Raw genomic sequence first — 18618 nt, 5'->3', positions numbered from 1 at the left:
TCCCTTCATGGGCGCTCGCATGCTGCGCCGTCAACTGCAGCGCCAGGGCATTCACGTCGGGCGGCGCCACATGGGCACGCTCATGCAGCGCATGGGCATCCAGGCCCTGTGCCCGCAGCCTGGCACCAGCAAGCGCCACCCGCACCACAAGGTCTACCCCTACCTGCTGCGCAAGGTGGCCATCCGCCGCGCCAATCAGGTCTGGGCGCTGGACACGACCTACATCCCGATGAAGCGCGGGTTCGTCTACCTCACGGCCGTGGTGGATGTGGCCAGCCGCCGGGTGCTCGCTCACAAGGTGGCCATCACGCTGGAGGCCTGTCATGCCAGCGAGGTGATCGAGCAGGCGTTCGCCCGCTTCGGGGTGCCCGAGATCGTCAACACCGATCAGGGCAGTCAGTTCACGGCTGATGAGTTCACCCACGCGGTGCTCTCGCGCGGATGTCGCCTGTCCATGGACGGCAAGGGGGCATGGCGCGACAACGTGTTTGTGGAGCGGTTGTGGCGCACCATCAAGTACGAGCGGGTGTATTCGCCCGTGTGGGCCTCGTCTTCAACGATCAGGATCTTCATGGTCGCAAGGGTTCAAAACGAGTGTGCCATGGGGCCAGCGCATATTCCCAACATGACAAATCTGTAATGAAGCCGACAGATCGCTGTTCCCGCCCCCGCCCAACAATCCGCACGCCAATCCAATCGATCAAAGGAGTCGGTGAGTGAAAAATCCATTGAGCAAGCATGGCCCCAGCGTGCTGGTGGCCGCGGTGGTTCTGTCCATGACGGCCGTGGCCGGCGCCCAAACAGCGGTGGAGCAGTCATCGGACTGGAAGGCGGCCAACGAGGCCGTCGGACAGTTCAAGCGCGGACACGCGGACCTGCTCAAGTGGGAGGCGGCCAACGGCGCCGAGGCGCCCAAGGATGCCGCCGCCGCGACCGGTTTCCCCGTACCCTCGCTGGAGGTGGCCACGCGCCTGGCTTGGCGGCCGCACCTGGAGCTTCAGAAGGTTCTGCCCCGACTTGGTGAGGCCAATGTCGATCGCATCGTCCAGGGTCGCTGGCAAGAGGTGGACGCTCGCCATCAGCGCCGCATCGAAGGGGTGGACGAGGTATTCGAGGTGGCCGCTGAGGCGCGCCGCGCCTGGCTGCGCGCCGTGGCAGCCAAGCAGTCCGTGCGCTTGCAGCGCGCCTCGCTGGAGGCGGCCGAGGCTGCCACCGAATTGGGCCGACGCATGGTCAAGGTGGGCAACTGGAGCGCGTATCAGCAGAGCCGCGTCGAGCTGGGCCTGGCCAGCGAGCGGCGCGCGCTGCAGCAGGCCACCGTGGCCGCGCGGCAAGCGGAGCGCACCCTCCTCCACACGCTGCAGCTCAACGGCGTGCACGAACGCCTGGCATTGCCCGACACCTTGCCGGATCTGCCAAAACGAACGCTCTCACCAGCGGAACTCAATACCGAACTAGCCGAGATTCAAGCGCAGTTGCCCCGTGTGGAGCAGTGGAAGGCCGAAGCCAACTTCGGGCAGGCGCTGGCCTCGCGCGACGCCACCCTGAGCGTGGCGCGCGGCCTGCGCGACGATGTGATGGCGCAGCGAAACCTCATCGTGGACGAGAGCGTGCTCCAGTACAACGGCATGCTCAAGAGCGTGTGGGAGTTGCTCACCGAGGTGCAGGCCCACGCGCAGGCGCAGCGCGAAACCATTGACGCCGTGCGCGACTACTGGCTCGCCGACACCGACCTGATGTGGGTGCTGCAAGGCGGCGAGCCCACGGCCTTCGTCTCGCCCGGGGGCGCCGCCGGCGGCGAAGCCGCTGCGGCCGGTCACTGAACACCCAACTGAACATCAACATGAACAACCGTCGTCAATTCTTCGCTGGCGCCGCCGCCACCATGGCGGGCCTGTCCGTTGCCCGATCGGCGCTGGCCGCCCTGCCCGAGCCCGTCATCCAGACCTCCGTCGACACGGCCCCGCCGCTGGTGCCCAACACGGGCCGCCCCTACAACCCCGTGGTCACGCTCAACGGCTGGAGCCTGCCCTGGCGCATGAGCAACGGCGTCAAGGAATTCCACCTGGTCGCCGAGCCCGTGGTGCGCGAGATGTCGCCCGGCTTCAAGGTCAACATGTGGGGCTACAACGGCCAGAGCCCGGGGCCCACCATCGAAGTCGTCGAGGGCGACCGCGTGCGCATCTTCGTCACCAACAAGCTGCCCGAGCACACCACCATCCACTGGCACGGCCAGCGCCTGCCCAACGGCATGGACGGCGTGGGCGGCCTCAACCAGCCCGCCATCCCGGTGGGCAAGACCTTCGTCTACGAATTCGAGGCGCGCCGCCCCGGCACCTTCATGTACCACCCGCACGCCGACGAGATGGTGCAGATGGCCATGGGCATGATGGGTTTCTGGGTCACGCACCCCAAGGGGAAGCACCCGCACATCAGCGAGGTCGACCGCGACTTCTGCTTCCTGCTCAATGCCTTCGACGTCGAGCCCGGCAGCAAGACGCCCAAGGTCAACACCATGACCGACTTCAACATCTGGGCCATGAACAGCCGGATCTTCCCGGCCATCGACACGCTCAACGTGCGCCTGAACGACCGTGTGCGCATCCGCGTGGGCAACCTGACGATGACCAACCACCCCATCCACCTGCATGGGCACGAATTCCTGGTGACCGGCACCGACGGCGGCCCCACCCCGCCCGCCACCCGTTGGTACGAGGTGACCACCGACGTGGCTGTTGGCCAGATGCGCCAGATCGAGCTCATCGCCGACGAGGAAGGCGACTGGGCCTTCCACTGCCACAAGAGCCACCACACCATGAACGCCATGGGCCACGACGTGCCCACCATGGTCGGCGTGGACCACCGAGGGCTGGTGAACAAGATCCAGCGCGTGGTGCCCGACTACATGGTGATGGGCGAGCGCGGCATGGCCGACATGGGTGAGATGCAGATGCCCATTCCCGACAACACCGCACCCATGATGACCGGCACCGGTCAGTTCGGCCCCATCGAGATGGGCGGCATGTTCAGCGTGTTCAAGGTGCGCAAGGACCAGAAGCCTGGCGACTACAAGGACCCCGGGCCCTACAAGTTCCCGCAAGGCACCGTGGCCTACGAATGGGCCGGCGCCACGCCGGCTGCGCCGCGCGCGGCCACGCCGCAGGGCAAGGCCGACGCAACGGCGGTCAAGCCGCACTCTTCCGGCAAGCACCATTGAGTGCGTGTGTCATTCCTTGTCTACTACAACCCACTGGAGCCTTTCATGAAACTTCGCACCACGGCTTTGTTGCTCGCGCTGGCCTCGATCACCTCGCTCGCTGTCGCCCACGGCAATGAGGAGCACAAGAAAGCCGGGCCGGTCAAGATGGAGCAGAAGGATTGGGGCATCGCCGGCAACCCCAAGGCGGTGACCCGAACTATCGAGATCGGCATGACCGACGCCATGCGCTTCACGCCGGACAAGCTGGAGGTGCGCCAAGGCGAAACCATCCGCTTCGTGCACACCAATTCGGGCAAGGTGATGCACGAGTTCGTGCTGGGCACCAAGAAGGAGCTTGATGAACACGCGGCGCTGATGAAGAAGTTCCCTGGCATGGAGCACGAGGAGCCCTACATGTCGCACGTGGCCCCCGGCAAGCGTGGCGAGATCGTCTGGCAATTCAACCGCGCCGGCGAGTTCGACTTCGCCTGCCTGCTGCCCGGCCACTATGAGGCCGGCATGGTCGGCAAGATCAAGGTCGTGGCCAGGTGAACCAGGGCCATTGCGTATCCACTTTCAGGAGAAACACCATGAAATTCACCCCTATCCTCGCGGCGGCCGCCCTTGCCTTGGGCGCGCTGGCCCAGCCGGCCTTCGCCCAGGCCATGGACCACGGCAAGCCCGGCATGCAGCAGAACCTGCCCCCGGTCGACGCCGAGGTGCGCCGAGTCGACAAGGACAACGGCAAGATCACCCTCAAACACGGCGAGATCAAGAACATGGACATGCCGCCCATGACCATGGTGTTCACCGTGCGCGACAAAGCGATGCTCGAGGGCATCGCCGCGGGAGACAAGGTGCAATTCACCGCCGTCAACGAAAAGGGACAGATGCTGGTCGAATCGATCAGGCCCATCAAACCCTGAGCCCAGACAGCAGGCAGCACGGCCCGAGATTCGCACCGCCGGCGCGGCCGATGGCTTAGCATCCGTCCATGCGCCACTGGATCGCCATCTTGCTCTTGCTGACCCTGCCGTGGCAGGCCATGGCCAGCACGGGCTCTTGGACGATGCCCTGCGCCATGGCGGGTGAAGCCATGGTGGCCGATGCGTTCGCCGATGGCGACACGGCCGACGCCGGCAGCGATTGTTGCAACGACTTTGCCGCCTGGGCGCGCACTGGCCAGGTCTGCCAAGCGGGGACTGTCTGCATGCCAGCCAGTGTCTGGCCCGCGCTGGCCCCCCTCGCTCTGGCACTGTCTCCGCCGCCGCCCGCGTCTCCACCCATGTGGCTGGGACGACACGGGCCCCTGTTCTCCCCTTCCGGTATCTGGCGACCGCCTTCGGTGGGCTGAGGTTTTTCGTCCTCAGCGGCGGCGCGTCTCTTGGCGCCGCCAGTTTCGTCATTTTCCGGAGATACCCCCATGGTTTCCTTGCCTTGCAGCCGCTGGCGGCTGCGCAGGGCGCTGGGTGCCGCCCTGCTGCCTGTGGCAGGGTTGGCGGCCCTGCTCGGCTCGCCCACCCTCCATGCCCTGACCCTGGACGAGGCCGTTGCCCTCGCGCAGTCGCGCTCGTCCGCGGTATCGGCCCGCAACAGCGAGGCGCGTGCAATGGGCGAGCAAGCCGCCCAAGCCGGCACCCGGCCAGATCCGGTCCTGCGCTTGTCCCTGGACAACCTGCCCATCAACGGCGCCGAGCGCTGGAGCACCACACGCGACTTCATGACGATGCGCTCGGTTGGTGTCATGCAAACGCTGCCTTCGAGCGACAAACGAGAAGCACGCCGACTGGAGCGTGAACGCCAGGCCGAAGCCCTGGCCGCACAGGCCGTGGCCCAGGCCGCGGCGGTGCGCCGGGAGGCGGCCTGGGCCTGGTGGGGCCTGCGGGCTGCGGCGCAGCGCCGCGAGGTGCTGCAGGCACAGGTCGCACAGACCGCGGATCTGCTGCTGGCGGCCGAGGCGGCGTGGCGCAGCGGGCGAGGCAGCGCCAGCGCGGCGATCGCCGCGCGCGAGCAGGGGCAGCGCCTGCAACAGGCTTTGCTTGCCGCCACCGCCGAGCACGAGGCCGCGCGCACGTCACTGCAGCGCTGGACCCGCGAGACCGCGCCCGAGTGGCTGGCCGAGGCCCCAGCCATTGACGGCGGCTTGCCGGATACCGCCGCACTCTTGGCTCAACACCCCGAGACGCAAGCGGCACAGGCCCGCGTCGCGGCCACGCACGCCTCGGCCGGCCTGGCCGATGCCGAGCGCTCGCCCGACTGGAGTGTGGAGTTGATGCTCAGCCAGCGGGGATCGCGTTACACCGACATGGTCTCACTGGGCGTATCGATTCCGCTCACTCTCCAGCGAGGGCTGCGGCAGGATCGCGAACTGGCCGCGCGCCTGGCCGAGGCCAGCGCACGCGAGGCCGAGGCCGAGGACGTGCAGCGCGAGCTCGAGCAGCAACTGCAAACCTGGCGGCTGCAATGGCAGGCGGCGCTTGCCCAGCGTGAGCTCATCGATCGGCAACGTGCGCCGCTGGCGCGTGAGCGCGTGCAGGCGGCGTTGGCCGCCTACCGGGCGGGGCAGGAAACTCTCGCGACGGTGATCGAGGCCCGGCAGGCCGAGCTGTCACTGGCGCTCGAGCGTATCGACGTGGAACTGTCGGGCGCGCGCGCCTGGTCGGCACTCACCTATGCCCTGCCCCGGGACCAGAAGGCCGTGGCCCAAGGAGAACGCCCATGAAGACATCTTCCATTCGAGGCCTCGGGCGGTGGCTGAGCGGCGCGCTGATCCTGGTCGTGGTCGCCTTGGCGGGCTGGTGGGTCGGCCGCCAGGGTGCCGTGCCGGCGCCCGCCGTACAGACACGGGCCGATGCGCCCGCCACCTTGCAGGATCCCAGCCAGTGGACCATCGCGCAAGGCGAGGAAGCCACCCGGCGCCACCTGAGCGAAGGCCTGAAGGCCGGCGACCAGGACCCGGTGACGGGTCGGCGGATTCTGAACTACCACGACCCCATGGTGCCGGGCAGAAACTTCGAGGCGCCGGGCAAGTCACCCTTCATGGACATGATGCTGGTGCCCCGCTACGCCGGTGCCGAGGGCAGCGACAGCGGCAGCGTCAGCGTGAGCCCGCGCATCCAGCAGAACCTGGGGCTGCGCACCGTGGCCGTCACCGAAGGCCGGCTGCGGTCGCAGGTGCTGGCCGTGGGCAACATCGCCTGGAACCAGCGCGAACAGACCCTGATGAGCGCACGTGCGCTGGGCTTCGTCGAGCGACTGCATGTGCGCGCGGAGTTGGAGCGGGTCAGCCGCGGCGCGCCTCTGTTGGACTTGTACGTGCCCGAGTGGGTGGCCGTGCAGGAGGACTACCTGGCCACCACGCGCATGCAGGGCCCGGGGGCGGACGTGCTGCGCGAGGGCGCGCTGGCGCGCATGCGCCAGGCCGGGCTGTCGGCCGAGCAGATCGACGCCGTGGTGCGCGCCGGAAGGGTGCAGGCTCGCGTGACGCTGCGCGCGCCGCACGCCGGCTTCGTGAGCGAGTTGATGGTGCGCGAGGGCGCCACGGCGACGCCCGGTCTGCCGCTGCTGCGCCTGCAGGGCACGCGCCAGGTCTGGGCCGAGGCCGAGGTGCCCGAAAGCCAGGCCGCCGGCCTGCGTGTCGGTATGGCCGTGAGCGCGACCACGCCGGCCCTGCCTGGCGAGACACTGAAGGGCGAGTTGCAAGCCCTGCTGCCCGCGCTGGACCCGACCACGCGCACTCAGCGAGCGCGGCTCGTGCTCGACAACCCACAGGGCCGCCTGGTGGCCGGGCAGCTCGTGCAGATGCGCCTGCAGCCCGACGAGGGCGAAGCGCGCCTGCTGCTGCCAAGTGACGCGCTCATCCGCACCGGGCGGCGCAACGTGGTGATGCTGGCGGAGGACGGCGGACGTTTTCGTCCCGCAGAGGTTGAGGTGGGCCGCGAGGCCGATGGCCAGGTGGAGATCCTGTCGGGACTGCAGGCCAACCAGCGGGTGGTGCGATCGGGGCAGTTTCTCATCGATTCCGAAGCCAGCCTGCGCGGGCTGCAAGCACGCCTGAATCAGGAGGCCCCACCCCCGGGACCGACCACACCCACCGCAGCCGCCGCCCTCACCCACCGCACCGAGGCGCGCGTCACCGCGCTCAAGCCCGGGCTGGTCACGCTGGACCACCCGCCCATCGCGTCCTTGAAATGGCCGGCGATGGTGATGGACTTCCAGCTGCCGCCGCCCCAGCGCTTGCCGCGCGATCTGGCGGTCGGTGAGCGCGTGCAGGTCGAGTTCCGCGAACAGGAAGGCGAGCTGCCGCGCATCGTCGAACTGCAGCGCCTGGCACCGGGAGCGCCGCGATGATCGCCCGCCTCATCCGCTGGAGCATCGCCAACCGGCTGCTCGTGCTCATCGGCACGCTGCTGGTCAGTGCCTGGGGTGTGGTCTCGCTGCTGCGCACGCCACTGGATGCCTTGCCCGACCTGTCGGACACGCAGGTCGTGGTGCGCACGAGCTGGCCCGGGCAGGCTCCGCAGATCGTGGAGAACCAGGTCACCTATCCGCTGACCACCACCATGCTGTCGGTGCCGGGGGCGCGCGCGGTGCGCGGCTTCTCCATGTATGGCGACAGCTTCGTCTACATCCTGTTCGAGGACGGCGTGGACCTGTACTGGGCGCGCTCGCGCGTGCTGGAGTACCTCAACCAAGTGCAGTCGCGCTTGCCGGCGGCGGCGCGCTCGGCCATCGGCCCCGACGCCACTGGGGTGGGCTGGGTCTACCAGTACGCCCTGGTCGATCGCAGCGGCGCGCAGGATCTCGCCCGACTGCGCGCCCTGCAGGACTGGTTCCTGCGTTTTGAGCTCAAAACCGTGCCGGGCGTGGCCGAGGTGGCCAGCGTGGGGGGCATGGTGCGGCAGTACCAGATCGTGCTCGATCCCAATCGCCTGGCCGCGTACCGCCTCACGCAGCAGGATGTGAGCGAGGCGGTCGCGCGCGCCAATCAGGAGGCCGGCGGCTCGGTGCTCGAACTCGGGGAGGCCGAGTACGCGGTGCGCGCGAGCGGCTATCTGCGCACGCTGGACGACTTCCGCGCCATTCCCCTGCGTGCTGCGGCCACGGGCGCAGCGGTCACGCTGGGCGACGTGGCGCGGGTGCAGATCGGCCCCGAAGCGCGGCGCGGCATTGGTGAATTCAATGGCGAGGGCGAGGCCGCGGGAGGCATCGTCGTCATGCGCAGCGGCGAAAACGCGCTGGCCACCATCGCGGGCGTGAAAGCGCGGCTGGCCGAACTCCAGCGCAGCCTGCCCCCCGGCGTGGAGGTCGTTCCGGTGTACGACCGCTCCGGCCTGATCGAGCGCGCAGTGGACAACCTGCGTACCAAGCTCATCGAGGAGTTCATTGTGGTGGGCTTGGTCTGCCTGGCCTTCCTGTTCCACCTGCGCAGCGCCTTTGTCGCCATCATCACGCTGCCACTGGGGGTGTTGATGGCCTTCATCGTCATGCACCAGCAGGGCATCAACGCAAACGTCATGTCGCTCGGAGGCATCGCCATCGCCATTGGGGCTATGGTGGACGCGGCCATCGTGATGATCGAAAACGCGCACAAGTGGCTGGAGCGCTGGCAGCACGAACACCCCGGCGAGACGCTGCGCGGTGAGGCTCGCTGGCGACTGGTGGGCGATGCCGCGGTCGAGGTGGGACCGGCGCTGTTCTTCTCGCTGCTGGTGATCACGCTGAGCTTCGTTCCCGTGTTCACGCTGCAGGCCCAGGAGGGCCGGCTGTTCTCCCCCTTGGCCTTCACCAAGACCTACGCCATGGCGGCTTCGGCGGGCCTGGCCGTGACGCTCATACCGGTGCTCATGGGTTACCTCATCCGCGGCCCTATCCCGGCGGAAGACCGCAACCCGATCAACCGCGCTCTGATGGCGCTGTACCGCCCGGCCCTGGACGCGGTGCTGGCCTGGCCAAAGCTCACGCTGGCGGTCACCGCCATGCTGCTGCTGGCCACCGCCTGGCCTTTGCACAAGCTGGGCTCCGAATTCATGCCACCGCTGGATGAGGGCGACCTGCTCTATATGCCCACCGCTTTGCCCGGCCTGTCCATTGGCAAGGCGGCGGAGCTGCTGCAGCAGACCGACCGGCTCATCAAGACCGTGCCCGAGGTGCAGAGCGTCTACGGCAAGGCAGGCCGCGCGGAAACCGCCACCGACCCGGCGCCGTTGGAGATGTTCGAGACCACGATCCGCTTCAAGCCGCGTGAGCAGTGGCGGCCCGGCATGACCATGGACCGGCTGGTCGAAGAGCTTGATCGCACGGTGCGAGTGCCCGGCCTATCCAACATCTGGGTGCCGCCGATCCGCAACCGCATCGACATGCTGGCCACCGGCATCAAGAGCCCCGTGGGCGTGAAGCTGGCCGGCCCCGACCTGGCCACGATCGAGCAGCTTGCAAGCGAAGTGGAGCAGGCCGTGAAGGCCGTGCCAGGCGTGAGCAGTGCACTGGCCGAGCGTGTAGCCGGCGGGCGCACCATCGACGTGGACATCGACCGCGCACGTGCCGCCCGCTTTGGGCTGAACATCGCCGACGTGCAGGCCGTGGTGGAAGGTGCCATTGGGGGACAGGTCATCGGCGAGACGGTGGAGGGACTGCAACGCTTCAGCATCAACCTGCGCTATCCGCGCGAACTGCGCGACTCCCTGCCCGCGCTGGGCACCCTGCCCATCGTGGCGCCCAACGGCCAGCGCCTGGTGCTGAGCGACGTGGCCAATCTGCGCATCGCCGATGGCCCGCCCATGCTGCGCAGCGAGAACGGTCGCCTGGCCGGCTTCGTCTATGTGGACGTGCGCGGGCGCGACCTGCGCGGCACCGTGCTGGACATGCAGCGCGCGGTGGCGCAGGCCGTGGCGCTGCCGCCGGGGTATTCGGTGTCGTGGTCGGGCCAGTTCGAGTATCTGGAGCGCGCCGCCGCCCAGTTGCGGCTGGTGGTGCCCTTCACGCTGCTGATCATCTTTGTGCTGCTCTACATCACCTTCCAACGGATGGACGAGGCCCTGCTCATCATGGCCACGCTGCCCTTCGCGCTGGTGGGTGGCGTGTGGCTGCTGTGGGCGCTGGGACACCAGCTCTCGGTGGCCAGTGCGGTGGGCTTCATCGCGCTGGCGGGCGTGGCCGCCGAGTTCGGCGTGATCATGCTGGTCTACCTCAAGCAGGCGTGGCAGGCGCGCCTGGCGATGGGTCAGGTGGGCCAGCACGCGCTGCTCGATGCGATCCGCGAAGGCGCGGTGCTGCGCGTGCGGCCCAAGGCCATGACGGTGGCCACCATCGTGGCGGGCCTGCTGCCCATCCTGTGGAGTGAGGGCACCGGCAGCGAGGTGATGCAGCGCATCGCCGCGCCCATGGTGGGCGGCATGCTGAGTGCGCCGCTGCTCTCGCTGTTCGTGGTGCCTGTGATCTACCGGCTGATGCGCCGCGGCGAAGGAGATCAGGCCGGGCGGTAGCCGGCTTCGCTCAAGGCCTCGGCCAAGGTTGCTCGGCCCTCGTCGCTGCGGACGGCGACCTTGCGAAGCGCCATGTCGACCTCGACCGCGCAAGCCGGATCGACCTGCTTGAGCGCGCGATTGACCTTTGCCGCGCAGTGGCCACAGGTCATGGAAGGCAACTGAAATTCATGCATGAGAGGCTCCGTGAAGGTGAAAGGAGGCTTCACGGTAGGCCTTGACATCATGGCAAGGTCAAGCGGCAAGGCATATCGTGGACATGCTTGACCTTGACACCATGTCAAGCCTGAGCATCAGCTTCCACGCTGAAAATCACTTCGAAAGCCACCATGAACTCACTTGTTACGTCTCTTTCCGAATACCGCTTGCCCATAGGAGGCATGACCTGTGCGTCCTGCGTGACCCGAGTGGAAAAGGCGCTGAAAGCCGTGCCCGGGGTGAGCGAGGTCAGCGTCAACCTAGCCACCGAGACCGCCTCGGTCAACGCCAGCGGCCCGGCTGCCGGTGCCCAGCTGGTGGCGGCTGTCGAGAAGGCCGGCTACCAGGTCGCCGCACAGAGCTTCGAGTTCGCCATCGAGGGCATGACCTGCGCCTCCTGCGTGGGCCGTGTCGAGAAGGCCTTGCAAGCCGTGCCCGGCGTGAGCGAGGCCGAGGTCAATCTGGCAACCGAACGAGCAACGGTCCGCGCCATCGGCGTCACCGCGCCCGTGCTGGTGGCGGCCGTGGAAAAGGCGGGCTATTCGGCCCTGCCCCATGAGGAGCAGAACACGGCCGCGCACGGCGCCCATAGGTCCAGCGACCCGTGGTGGCCCGTGGCACTGGCGGCCCTGCTGTCGCTGCCGCTGGTGCTGCCCATGGTGGGCATGCCGCTCGGCGCCGACTGGGCTTTGAACGGTTGGCTGCAACTGGCCCTGGCCACGCCGGTGCAGTTCGGGCTGGGCGCGCGCTTCTACCGCGCGGGCTGGAAGGCGCTGCGCGCGGGCACCGGCAACATGGACCTGTTGGTGGCCCTGGGCACCAGCGCGGGCTACGGTCTGAGCCTGTATCTGCTGTTCAAGCATGCGGACCATGGCACGCCGCACCTGTACTTCGAGGCCTCGGCGGTGGTCATCACGCTGGTGTTGCTGGGCAAATGGCTTGAGGCGCGCGCCAAGCGCCAGACCACGGCCGCCATCGCCGCGCTCAACGCGCTCAAGCCGGAGATCGCGCGCGTGCGCACGCCCAATGGCGATGTGGACCTGCCGCTGGCGCGGGTGAAGTTGGGTGACGTGGTGATCGTTCGCCCCGGCGAGCGTGTGCCGGTGGACGGCAAGGTGCTCAGCGGTGCGAGCCAGGTGGACGAGTCCCTCATCACGGGTGAAGGTCTGCCGATAGCAAAGCACACGGGCGACAAGGTGACGGGCGGATCCGTCAACGCCGAGGGCCTGCTGGAGGTGGAAACCACCGCGGTCGGCGCCGAGTCCACGCTGTCGCGCATCGTGCGGTTGGTGGAGTCGGCCCAGGCGAAGAAGGCACCCATCCAGCGCATCGTGGACCGCGTGAGCGCGGTGTTCGTGCCGGTGGTGCTGGGGCTGGCGTTGCTCACACTGCTCGGCTGGGGCTTGTTCGCGGGCGACTGGGAACGGGCCATCCTCAACGCCGTGGCGGTGCTGGTGATCGCCTGCCCCTGCGCGCTGGGCCTGGCCACGCCCACGGCCATCATGGCCGGCACCGGCGTGGCCGCACGTCACGGCATCCTGATCAAGGACGCCGAGGCACTGGAGGTGGCGCACCGCGTGGACACCGTGGCGTTCGACAAGACCGGTACGCTGACCGAGGGCCGGCCACAACTCGTGGCCAGTCTGGCCGCGGCGGGGCACGAGGCAGATCTGATTCCCTGGAGCTTGGCGCTGCAGGCCGGCAGCGAACACCCGCTGGCGCGCGCTGTGCTCGAGTCGCCTCAGGCCGCGGGCCTGACGCCCCTGCCCGCCCGCCAGGTGCACGCGGTGCCGGGGCGCGGCATGTCAGCCGAGGTCGACGGCCATGCACTGCGCCTGGGCAGCCCGCGCTTCATGCAAGAGCTGGGTGTGGACACCTCGGCCCTGGCCGCGCAGGCGCAGCAACTGCAAAACGAAGGCCGCACCGTGTCCTGGCTGGCCGACGTGACGCAGGCGCCGCAACTGGTGGGCTTGCTGGCCTTCGGCGACGCGCCCAAGGCCAGCGCGGCGCGCGCGGTGGAGCGCCTGCACGGCATGGGCGTGCGCACGGTGATGCTGAGCGGTGACAACCGGGGCGCCGCCACGGCCATGGGCCAGCGGCTGGGCATCGCCCGGATCGAGGCCGAGGTGCTGCCGGCCGACAAGGCCAGCATCGTGGGCGAGCTGAAACAGGGTGGCCACACGGTGGCCATGGTGGGCGACGGCATCAACGACGCCCCTGCCCTCGCCTCGGCCGACGTGGGCATCGCCATGTCCACCGGCACCGACGTGGCCATGCACGCGGCCGGCATCACGCTGATGCGTGGCGACCCGGCCCTGGTGGCCGACGCGATCGATATCTCGCGCCGCACGTACAGCAAGATCCGCCAGAACCTGTTCTGGGCCTTCGCCTACAACGTGATCGGCATACCGCTGGCGGCGGCGGGCCTGCTCAACCCGATGGTGGCGGGCGCGGCCATGGCGCTGAGCAGCGTGAGCGTGGTGAGCAACGCCCTGCTGCTGCGCGGATGGCGGCGCTGAAGCTTCAGTGGCCGCGCGCCGCGGCCACAAACTGCGCGAAGCCCTGCACGAAGTCCGACAGTTGGCGGGCGATGGCTTCGTCCTGCAGATCGCCGTCGGCGCCAAACACCGAGCCGGCGCGCGACACCATCAGGCGCCCGCCGCTCCAGTGTTGCGCGCCCAGGGTGCGCAGCACGGGCAGCCAATGGGCCTGGCCCATCACCGTGCCGAAGCCGCCGGGCGAGGCACCGATGACGGCGACCGGGCGGTTGCGGAACACGTCTGGCATGCCCGGTGTGGGGCGCGACAGCCAGTCGATGGTGTTCTTGAACACGCCCGGGATGCCGTTGTTGTATTCGGGCGATACCAGCAGCAGGCCGTCGGCGGCCAGGATGCGTTCCTTCAATTCGCGCACGGCCGGTGGCGTGCCGCTGGCCTGCTCCACGTCGCCGTCGTACAGCGGCACGCCGTGCACGGTGGCGGTGTCGAAGGCGATGTCCGCTCCGGCGCTCGCCTGCGCGGCCTTGAGCAGCGCGGTGTTGAAAGAGCCGGCGCGAAGGCTGCCGGACAGTCCAAGCAATGTCGTCATGGGATGGGGCTCCTGGTGGGAACCGCGAGGCTACACCGGCTGATCAGCGTCCCATGCCCTCCCGCTCCATCAACAGGTAGGTGTTGTAGGCGTTGATGCGGTTGGCCGCCCCGAACAGCGGCAGAGACTCGAAGCGCGACCAGTCGGTTCGCGCGTACGCGTCCTCGAAGGGTTCCAGGTTGCGCGCAGCCTCGCCCATGGCCTGGCGCAGGTGGACGAGGTAGTCGCGGGTCAGTTGGAGGTCGGCAACCGACTGATCGGACACCGGCCCATGGCCCGGCACCAGCAGACGCGGCTGCAAAGTCAGCAGGCGGTCGAGCGAGCGAATCCAGCCGCTGCTGTCGGCCAGGCCCACGAAGGGAATGCGGCCGCGAAACACGAGGTCGCCCGCGAACAGCACGCCGGTGCGTTCGTGCAGCACCACCAGGTCTTCGGGCGTGTGCGCCGGGCCGGCGAGTTGCAGTCGAAAACGCTCGCCGCCGAGTTCGATCACGGTGTCGGCCTGCAACCAACGGTCTGCCGGCACCAGTTGCGTGTGTTCGTCGATCCAGGGCGCCAGCTCTTCGCGGCTGGCCTGCAGGCGCAGCCGCGCCGTGTCGGATGCCAGGTACTCACGCCCCTGCTCCCCTGCCACGATGGTGGCGCCCGCTGCCTTGAAGCGCTGCAAGCCGTAGATGTGGTCCGCGTGGTAGTGGGTCACGATCACGTAGCGAACTGGCAGCGGCGTGACCCGCGCGATCTCGGCCAGCAATTCGTCAGCCAGGGCTGGCGAGCCCAGCGCGTCGATGACCACCACGCCCTCGCGCGTGACCACGAAGGCGGCGTTGGAGATGAAGTTGCGGTTGGCCGGCGAGCCCAGCGCGGCCGCACCTTGCGCGAACCAGGTGTCGGGGGCCACCGGCTGCACGCGCAGCGGCGCTTGTGCCAGGGCCTGGGTCAGTGTCAGCAGGCCCGACAACAGAGCGAGAACAGCGCGGCGAAGGAAATAGCAGAACATAAGCAAGGCCGAATGTATCAGCGCCAGAGCGGTCTGGCGAGGCCGTGCCGGCGCGGCCGCTGGCTTGCTTCTTGCACTCGCGACTGGGGGCCACTGACCGAGGGAAACACCTGCCCTTTTGGAGCCAGCTCCCCAGAACCCCAGACCTACAATCCCGCCTACTTCGCACCACCCGGATGGCCCGGGTGGGCGGCAACCGAGATCTCTCATGAAACACGCTGTCCTGTATTCCGCGCTCGTCGCCGCGGTGGCCCTGTCGGCCTGCGGCAAGAAAGAGGAAGCGGCCCCCGCCGCGGCGCCGGCTCCGGCCCCGGCCGCTGCGCCCGCCGCCGCCCCGGCCCCGGCCGCGCTGCCCGAACTGAAGGTCGCCATCGACCCGACCTACGAGCCCTTCACCTTCAAGACCGCCGACGGCAAGCCCACCGGCTTCGACGTGGACATCGCCGAGGCCCTGTGCAAGGAAATCAAGCGCCAGTGCGTCTTCGTCGAACAGGTGTGGGACAGCATGATCCCCGGCCTGCAGGCCAAGAAGTACGACGCGATCATCAGCTCCATGTCCATCACCGAGGAGCGCCTGCAGGTCGTCGACTTCACGGACAAGTACTACTTCACGCCCAGCCGCATCGTGGTGAAGAACGGCACCGCCTACACCGACCCGGCCTCGCTCAAGGGCAAGAAGCTCGGCGTGCTCAAGGGCAGCACGCAAGAGAAGTACGCCATGGCCGAGCTCAAGCCCGCCGGCGCGAACATCGTTCCCTACGAAGCGCAGGACCAGGTCTACCTGGACATCAAGTCCGGCCGCCTCGACGGCACCGTGGCCGACCAGGTGGAAGTCAACGGCGGCTTCCTGAGCAAGCCCGAAGGCAAGGACTACGGCTTCGTCGGCCCCGTGCTGGACGACCCCAAGTACTACGGCACTGGCGTCGGCGTGGCGCTGCGCAAGGGCGAAACCGCGCTCAAGGACGAGCTGAACGCCGCCATCAAGACCATCCGCTCCAACGGCGTCTACGACACCGTCAGCAAGAAGTATTTCGACTTCGACGTGTACGGCAAGTAAGCCAGGCGCGGTTTGTCCGGCTACTACCAGTCCATCCTGCAAGGCGCCCTGCTGACGGTGGGCGTCTCACTGGCCGCCCTCGTGGTGGCCATTTTGTTGGGCCTGGTGGGCGCGGTGGCCAAGCTTTCGGGCCGCCGCCCCCTGGTGTGGCTGGCCACGGTCTACACCACCGTGGTGCGCGGCGTGCCCGAACTCGTGCTCATGCTGCTCATCTTCTACGGCGGCACCATCGGCCTGAACCACCTGCTCGAAGCCATGGGCAGCCGCCGCACGGTGGACATCAACCCTTTCGCAGCCGGCGTGCTCACCATCGGCTTCATCTATGGCGCCTACATGACCGAAACCTTCCGCGGCGCCATCCTCGCCATCCCGCGCGGGCAGATGGAAGCGGCCTGGGCCTTCGGCATGGGGTCGGTGCGCACGTTTCTGCGCATCACCGCGCCGCAGATGGTGCGCTACGCCATCCCCGGCTTCACCAACAACTGGCTGGTGCTCATCAAGGCCACGGCCCTGGTCAGCCTGATCGGCCTGCACGAGATGACCTACCTGGCCAAGCAGGCCAGCGCGGCCACGCGCGAGCCCTTCACCTTCTTCCTGTTCGCGGCGGCGCTGTTCCTCGCCTACACCTCGGTGTCGCTGTGGGCGCTGCGCTGGGTCAACCGGCGCTTCAGCCTCGGCGTCAAGCGCGCGGCCTGAGCCGTTTCGAGCCTCACGCATGCGCTGGGACATCATCTTCCAACCCGCCCACCTCGCCATGTACGGCGAGGGCGTGCTCACCACCCTGAGCCTGCTGCTGTCCTGCCTGGCCATTGGCGGGGTGCTGGCGGTGGTGTTCGCTCTGGCGCTCACGCAGGGCCCGGCGCCCCTGCGCTGGCTGGTTGGCGGCTACACCTACGTGATCCGCGGCACGCCGCTGCTGATCCAGATGTACATGATCTATTACGGGCTGGCCCAGCTTGAATGGATCCAGGCGCGCTGGGACGCGGTGTGGCCCTGGACGATGTTCAAGGACGCCTTCTTCTGCGCCCTGCTCGCCTTCAGCCTGAACACCGCGGGCTACACGGCCGAAATGCTGGCGGGCTCCATCCGCGAGACGGCTGCCGGCGAGATCGAGGCCGCGCAGGCCATGGGCATGGGCCGCTGGCAGGCGCTGCGGCGCATCGTGCTGCCCAGCGCCATGCGCCGCACCCTGCCCGCCTACAGCAACGAGGTGGTGATGATGCTGCACAGCACCAGCCTGGCCAGCGCCGTGCCGGCCATGCTCGACGTGACCGCCGCCGCCAGCCGCATCTACTCCGACTTCTACCTGCCCTTCGAGGCCTACATCTTCGCGGCCGCCATCTACCTCACCATCACCTTCACCCTGGTGGGCGTGTTCAAGCTGAGCGAGCGGCACTTCCTCGCCCACCTGGCGCCGCGCGCGCACTGACTGAGCTATCGTGTGTCCACCATGGAACGGCGCGAACACCCCCTGCTGAGCCCGAGCCTGGGCAGCCAGAAGCACCTGGTGTCCTTCCGCTATGGCGCGGCTGACGCCCGCCCCAAGGTCTACCTGCAAGCCAGCCTGCACGCCGAGGAATTGCCGGGCATGCTGGTGGCGCACCACCTGCGCCCGCTGCTGGACGCCGCCGAGCGCGCCGGCCGCCTGCGCGGGCAGGTGGTGCTGGTGCCCGCGGCCAACCCCATCGGCCTGTCGCAGCGGCTCAACCACCGCGCCATGGGTCGCTTCGAATTCGGCACCGCGCAGAACTTCAACCGCCACTACCCGAACCTCGCCAACGCAGTGTTCGACTCGGTGCGCGACCGCCTGGGCGCTGACCCGGCCGCCAACGTGGCCCTGGTGCGCCGCGCCGCCACCGACTGGCTCAAGGCGTGGCAGCCCGCGAGCGAGCTCGACAGCCTGCGCCGGCAACTCTTCTTGCTGGCGCACGACGCCGACGTGGTGCTCGACCTGCACTGCGACTGGGAGGCCGTGCTGCACCTGTACGCCGAAGAGGCCTGCTGGCCACCGCTGGCACCGCTGGCGTGGCTGCTGGGTTGTCGCGCCGTGCTGCTCGCGCGCGACTCGGGCGGCGAACCCTTCGACGAAGCGCTCTCCGGCCTGTGGTGGCGGCTGGCCGAGCGCCTGCGGGCCGAGGGCATCAAGCACCCGCTGCCGCAGGGCTGCGCCAGCGCCACCGTGGAACTGCGCGGCGAGGCCGACGTATCGCACGCGCACGCGCAGGCGGATGCGAAGGCCCTGATGGACTACCTGCAGCACGTGGGCGTGATCGACGGGCCCGCGCCCGCCATTCCCGCACCCTCGTGCCAGGCCACGCCGCTGGCGGGCTCGGAAACCCTGCACAGCCCCGTGGCGGGCGTGGTGGTGTTCAGCGCCCGCCCGGGCGACACGCTCGCGGCTGGCGACCTCGTCGCCGAAATCATCGACCCCCCCGCGCCGGGCGCCTCGCGCGTGCACCGCGTCACCGCCGGTGTGGCGGGCGTGCTCTACGCCGCCATCGGTGAACGCTACGTCGTGGCCGGCGGCGAACTCTGCAAGATCGCCGGCACCACACCGTTTCGCACCGGGCACCTGCTCGGCGCCTGACTCACCACG

Annotated in this window: 15 protein-coding genes and 1 pseudogene; 13 read left to right on the top strand and 3 right to left on the bottom strand. The window is 68.6% G+C overall.

Annotated features, from left to right (window positions below):
- The 8 genes and pseudogenes from BN948_RS18455 to BN948_RS18420 all read left to right on the top strand — a co-directional run.
- Positions 1-565: pseudogene (locus BN948_RS18455) on the top strand (transposase); the annotation flags it as partial.
- Positions 566-716: 151 nt separating this feature from the next.
- Entirely contained in the window at positions 717-1823 is a 1107-nt protein-coding gene (locus BN948_RS18450) for a TolC family protein (protein WP_009515449.1), read from the top strand.
- A 20-nt stretch (positions 1824-1843) separates the two neighbouring features.
- A complete protein-coding gene (locus BN948_RS18445) occupies positions 1844-3217 on the top strand; it encodes a multicopper oxidase family protein (RefSeq protein WP_009515447.1) in 1374 nt (457 codons plus the stop codon).
- 45 nt (positions 3218-3262) lie between these two features.
- Positions 3263-3751 carry a cupredoxin domain-containing protein gene (locus tag BN948_RS18440; RefSeq protein ID WP_009515445.1) on the top strand — a complete coding sequence of 163 codons (489 nt, stop codon included), beginning with the start codon at positions 3263-3265 and terminating at the stop codon, positions 3749-3751.
- A 38-nt stretch (positions 3752-3789) separates the two neighbouring features.
- Positions 3790-4125, top strand: a complete 336-nt coding sequence (locus BN948_RS18435) for a copper-binding protein (RefSeq protein ID WP_009515443.1) — start codon at positions 3790-3792, stop codon at positions 4123-4125.
- A 497-nt stretch (positions 4126-4622) separates the two neighbouring features.
- Complete coding sequence (locus BN948_RS18430) at positions 4623-5921, top strand: TolC family protein (RefSeq protein ID WP_009515439.1); 1299 nt, start codon at positions 4623-4625, stop codon at positions 5919-5921.
- Positions 5918-7549, top strand: coding sequence for an efflux RND transporter periplasmic adaptor subunit (locus tag BN948_RS18425; RefSeq protein WP_009515437.1), 1632 nt, complete (start codon positions 5918-5920; stop codon positions 7547-7549). The genes BN948_RS18430 and BN948_RS18425 overlap by 4 nt, the downstream gene beginning before the upstream one ends.
- The gene (locus BN948_RS18420; protein WP_035623112.1) at positions 7546-10683 is read left to right on the top strand and encodes an efflux RND transporter permease subunit; all 3138 of its coding nucleotides are present in this window, start codon (positions 7546-7548) and stop codon (positions 10681-10683) included. Before BN948_RS18425 ends, BN948_RS18420 begins: the two co-directional genes overlap by 4 nt.
- Here BN948_RS18420 and BN948_RS18415 read toward each other — a convergent pair.
- Positions 10668-10859 carry a heavy-metal-associated domain-containing protein gene (locus BN948_RS18415; protein WP_009515426.1) on the bottom strand — a complete coding sequence of 64 codons (192 nt, stop codon included), beginning with the start codon at positions 10857-10859 and terminating at the stop codon, positions 10668-10670. The two genes, BN948_RS18420 and BN948_RS18415, sit on opposite strands and share 16 nt — an antisense overlap.
- 153 nt (positions 10860-11012) lie before the next feature.
- On the opposite strand from BN948_RS18415, the gene BN948_RS18410 reads away from it, so the two are divergent.
- On the top strand, positions 11013-13400 hold the full coding sequence (locus BN948_RS18410) for a heavy metal translocating P-type ATPase (RefSeq protein ID WP_035623110.1): 2388 nt from the start codon (positions 11013-11015) through the stop codon (positions 13398-13400).
- Positions 13401-13404: 4 nt separating this feature from the next.
- On the opposite strand, the gene BN948_RS18405 is transcribed toward BN948_RS18410, so the two are convergent.
- Positions 13405-13968, bottom strand: coding sequence for an NADPH-dependent FMN reductase (locus tag BN948_RS18405; RefSeq protein WP_009517419.1), 564 nt, complete (start codon positions 13966-13968; stop codon positions 13405-13407).
- Between the two features lie 43 nt (positions 13969-14011).
- The gene (locus tag BN948_RS18400) at positions 14012-14926 is read right to left on the bottom strand and encodes an MBL fold metallo-hydrolase (protein ID WP_238327246.1); all 915 of its coding nucleotides are present in this window, start codon (positions 14924-14926) and stop codon (positions 14012-14014) included.
- A 247-nt stretch (positions 14927-15173) separates the two neighbouring features.
- On the opposite strand from BN948_RS18400, the gene BN948_RS18395 reads away from it, so the two are divergent.
- Genes BN948_RS18395 through BN948_RS18380 form a run of 4 tightly spaced genes read left to right on the top strand, consistent with a single transcriptional unit; the run spans position 15174 to position 18609 of the window.
- Positions 15174-16022, top strand: a complete 849-nt coding sequence (locus BN948_RS18395) for an ABC transporter substrate-binding protein (RefSeq protein ID WP_009517421.1) — start codon at positions 15174-15176, stop codon at positions 16020-16022.
- Between the two features lie 12 nt (positions 16023-16034).
- The gene (locus BN948_RS18390; RefSeq protein ID WP_009517422.1) at positions 16035-16718 is read left to right on the top strand and encodes an ABC transporter permease; all 684 of its coding nucleotides are present in this window, start codon (positions 16035-16037) and stop codon (positions 16716-16718) included.
- A 19-nt stretch (positions 16719-16737) separates the two neighbouring features.
- On the top strand, positions 16738-17451 hold the full coding sequence (locus BN948_RS18385; protein ID WP_009517423.1) for an ABC transporter permease: 714 nt from the start codon (positions 16738-16740) through the stop codon (positions 17449-17451).
- Positions 17452-17472: 21 nt separating this feature from the next.
- A complete protein-coding gene (locus tag BN948_RS18380; RefSeq protein ID WP_035623134.1) occupies positions 17473-18609 on the top strand; it encodes a succinylglutamate desuccinylase/aspartoacylase family protein in 1137 nt (378 codons plus the stop codon).
- The last annotated feature ends 9 nt before the right edge of the window (positions 18610-18618 follow it).

Source organism: Hydrogenophaga intermedia (genome assembly GCF_000723405.1).
In the GTDB taxonomy this organism is placed as follows: Bacteria; Pseudomonadota; Gammaproteobacteria; order Burkholderiales; family Burkholderiaceae_C; genus Hydrogenophaga; species Hydrogenophaga intermedia.
This window is presented reverse-complemented; position numbering and strand designations above follow the sequence as displayed.

Excerpts from the sequence above, each read along its gene's own strand:
- BN948_RS18405 (WP_009517419.1), bottom strand. The coding sequence starts at position 13,968 with ATGACGACATTGCTTGGACTGTCCGGCAGCCTTCGCGCCGGCTCTTTC.
- BN948_RS18380 (WP_035623134.1), top strand. The coding sequence starts at position 17,473 with ATGGAACGGCGCGAACACCCCCTGCTGAGCCCGAGCCTGGGCAGCCAG.
- BN948_RS18385 (WP_009517423.1), top strand. The coding sequence starts at position 16,738 with ATGCGCTGGGACATCATCTTCCAACCCGCCCACCTCGCCATGTACGGC.
- BN948_RS18440 (WP_009515445.1), top strand. The coding sequence starts at position 3,263 with ATGAAACTTCGCACCACGGCTTTGTTGCTCGCGCTGGCCTCGATCACC.
- BN948_RS18395 (WP_009517421.1), top strand. The coding sequence starts at position 15,174 with ATGAAACACGCTGTCCTGTATTCCGCGCTCGTCGCCGCGGTGGCCCTG.
- BN948_RS18425 (WP_009515437.1), top strand. The coding sequence starts at position 5,918 with ATGAAGACATCTTCCATTCGAGGCCTCGGGCGGTGGCTGAGCGGCGCG.
- BN948_RS18445 (WP_009515447.1), top strand. The coding sequence starts at position 1,844 with ATGAACAACCGTCGTCAATTCTTCGCTGGCGCCGCCGCCACCATGGCG.
- BN948_RS18420 (WP_035623112.1), top strand. The coding sequence starts at position 7,546 with ATGATCGCCCGCCTCATCCGCTGGAGCATCGCCAACCGGCTGCTCGTG.
- BN948_RS18430 (WP_009515439.1), top strand. The coding sequence starts at position 4,623 with ATGGTTTCCTTGCCTTGCAGCCGCTGGCGGCTGCGCAGGGCGCTGGGT.
- BN948_RS18435 (WP_009515443.1), top strand. The coding sequence starts at position 3,790 with ATGAAATTCACCCCTATCCTCGCGGCGGCCGCCCTTGCCTTGGGCGCG.
- BN948_RS18410 (WP_035623110.1), top strand. The coding sequence starts at position 11,013 with ATGAACTCACTTGTTACGTCTCTTTCCGAATACCGCTTGCCCATAGGA.
- BN948_RS18415 (WP_009515426.1), bottom strand. The coding sequence starts at position 10,859 with ATGCATGAATTTCAGTTGCCTTCCATGACCTGTGGCCACTGCGCGGCA.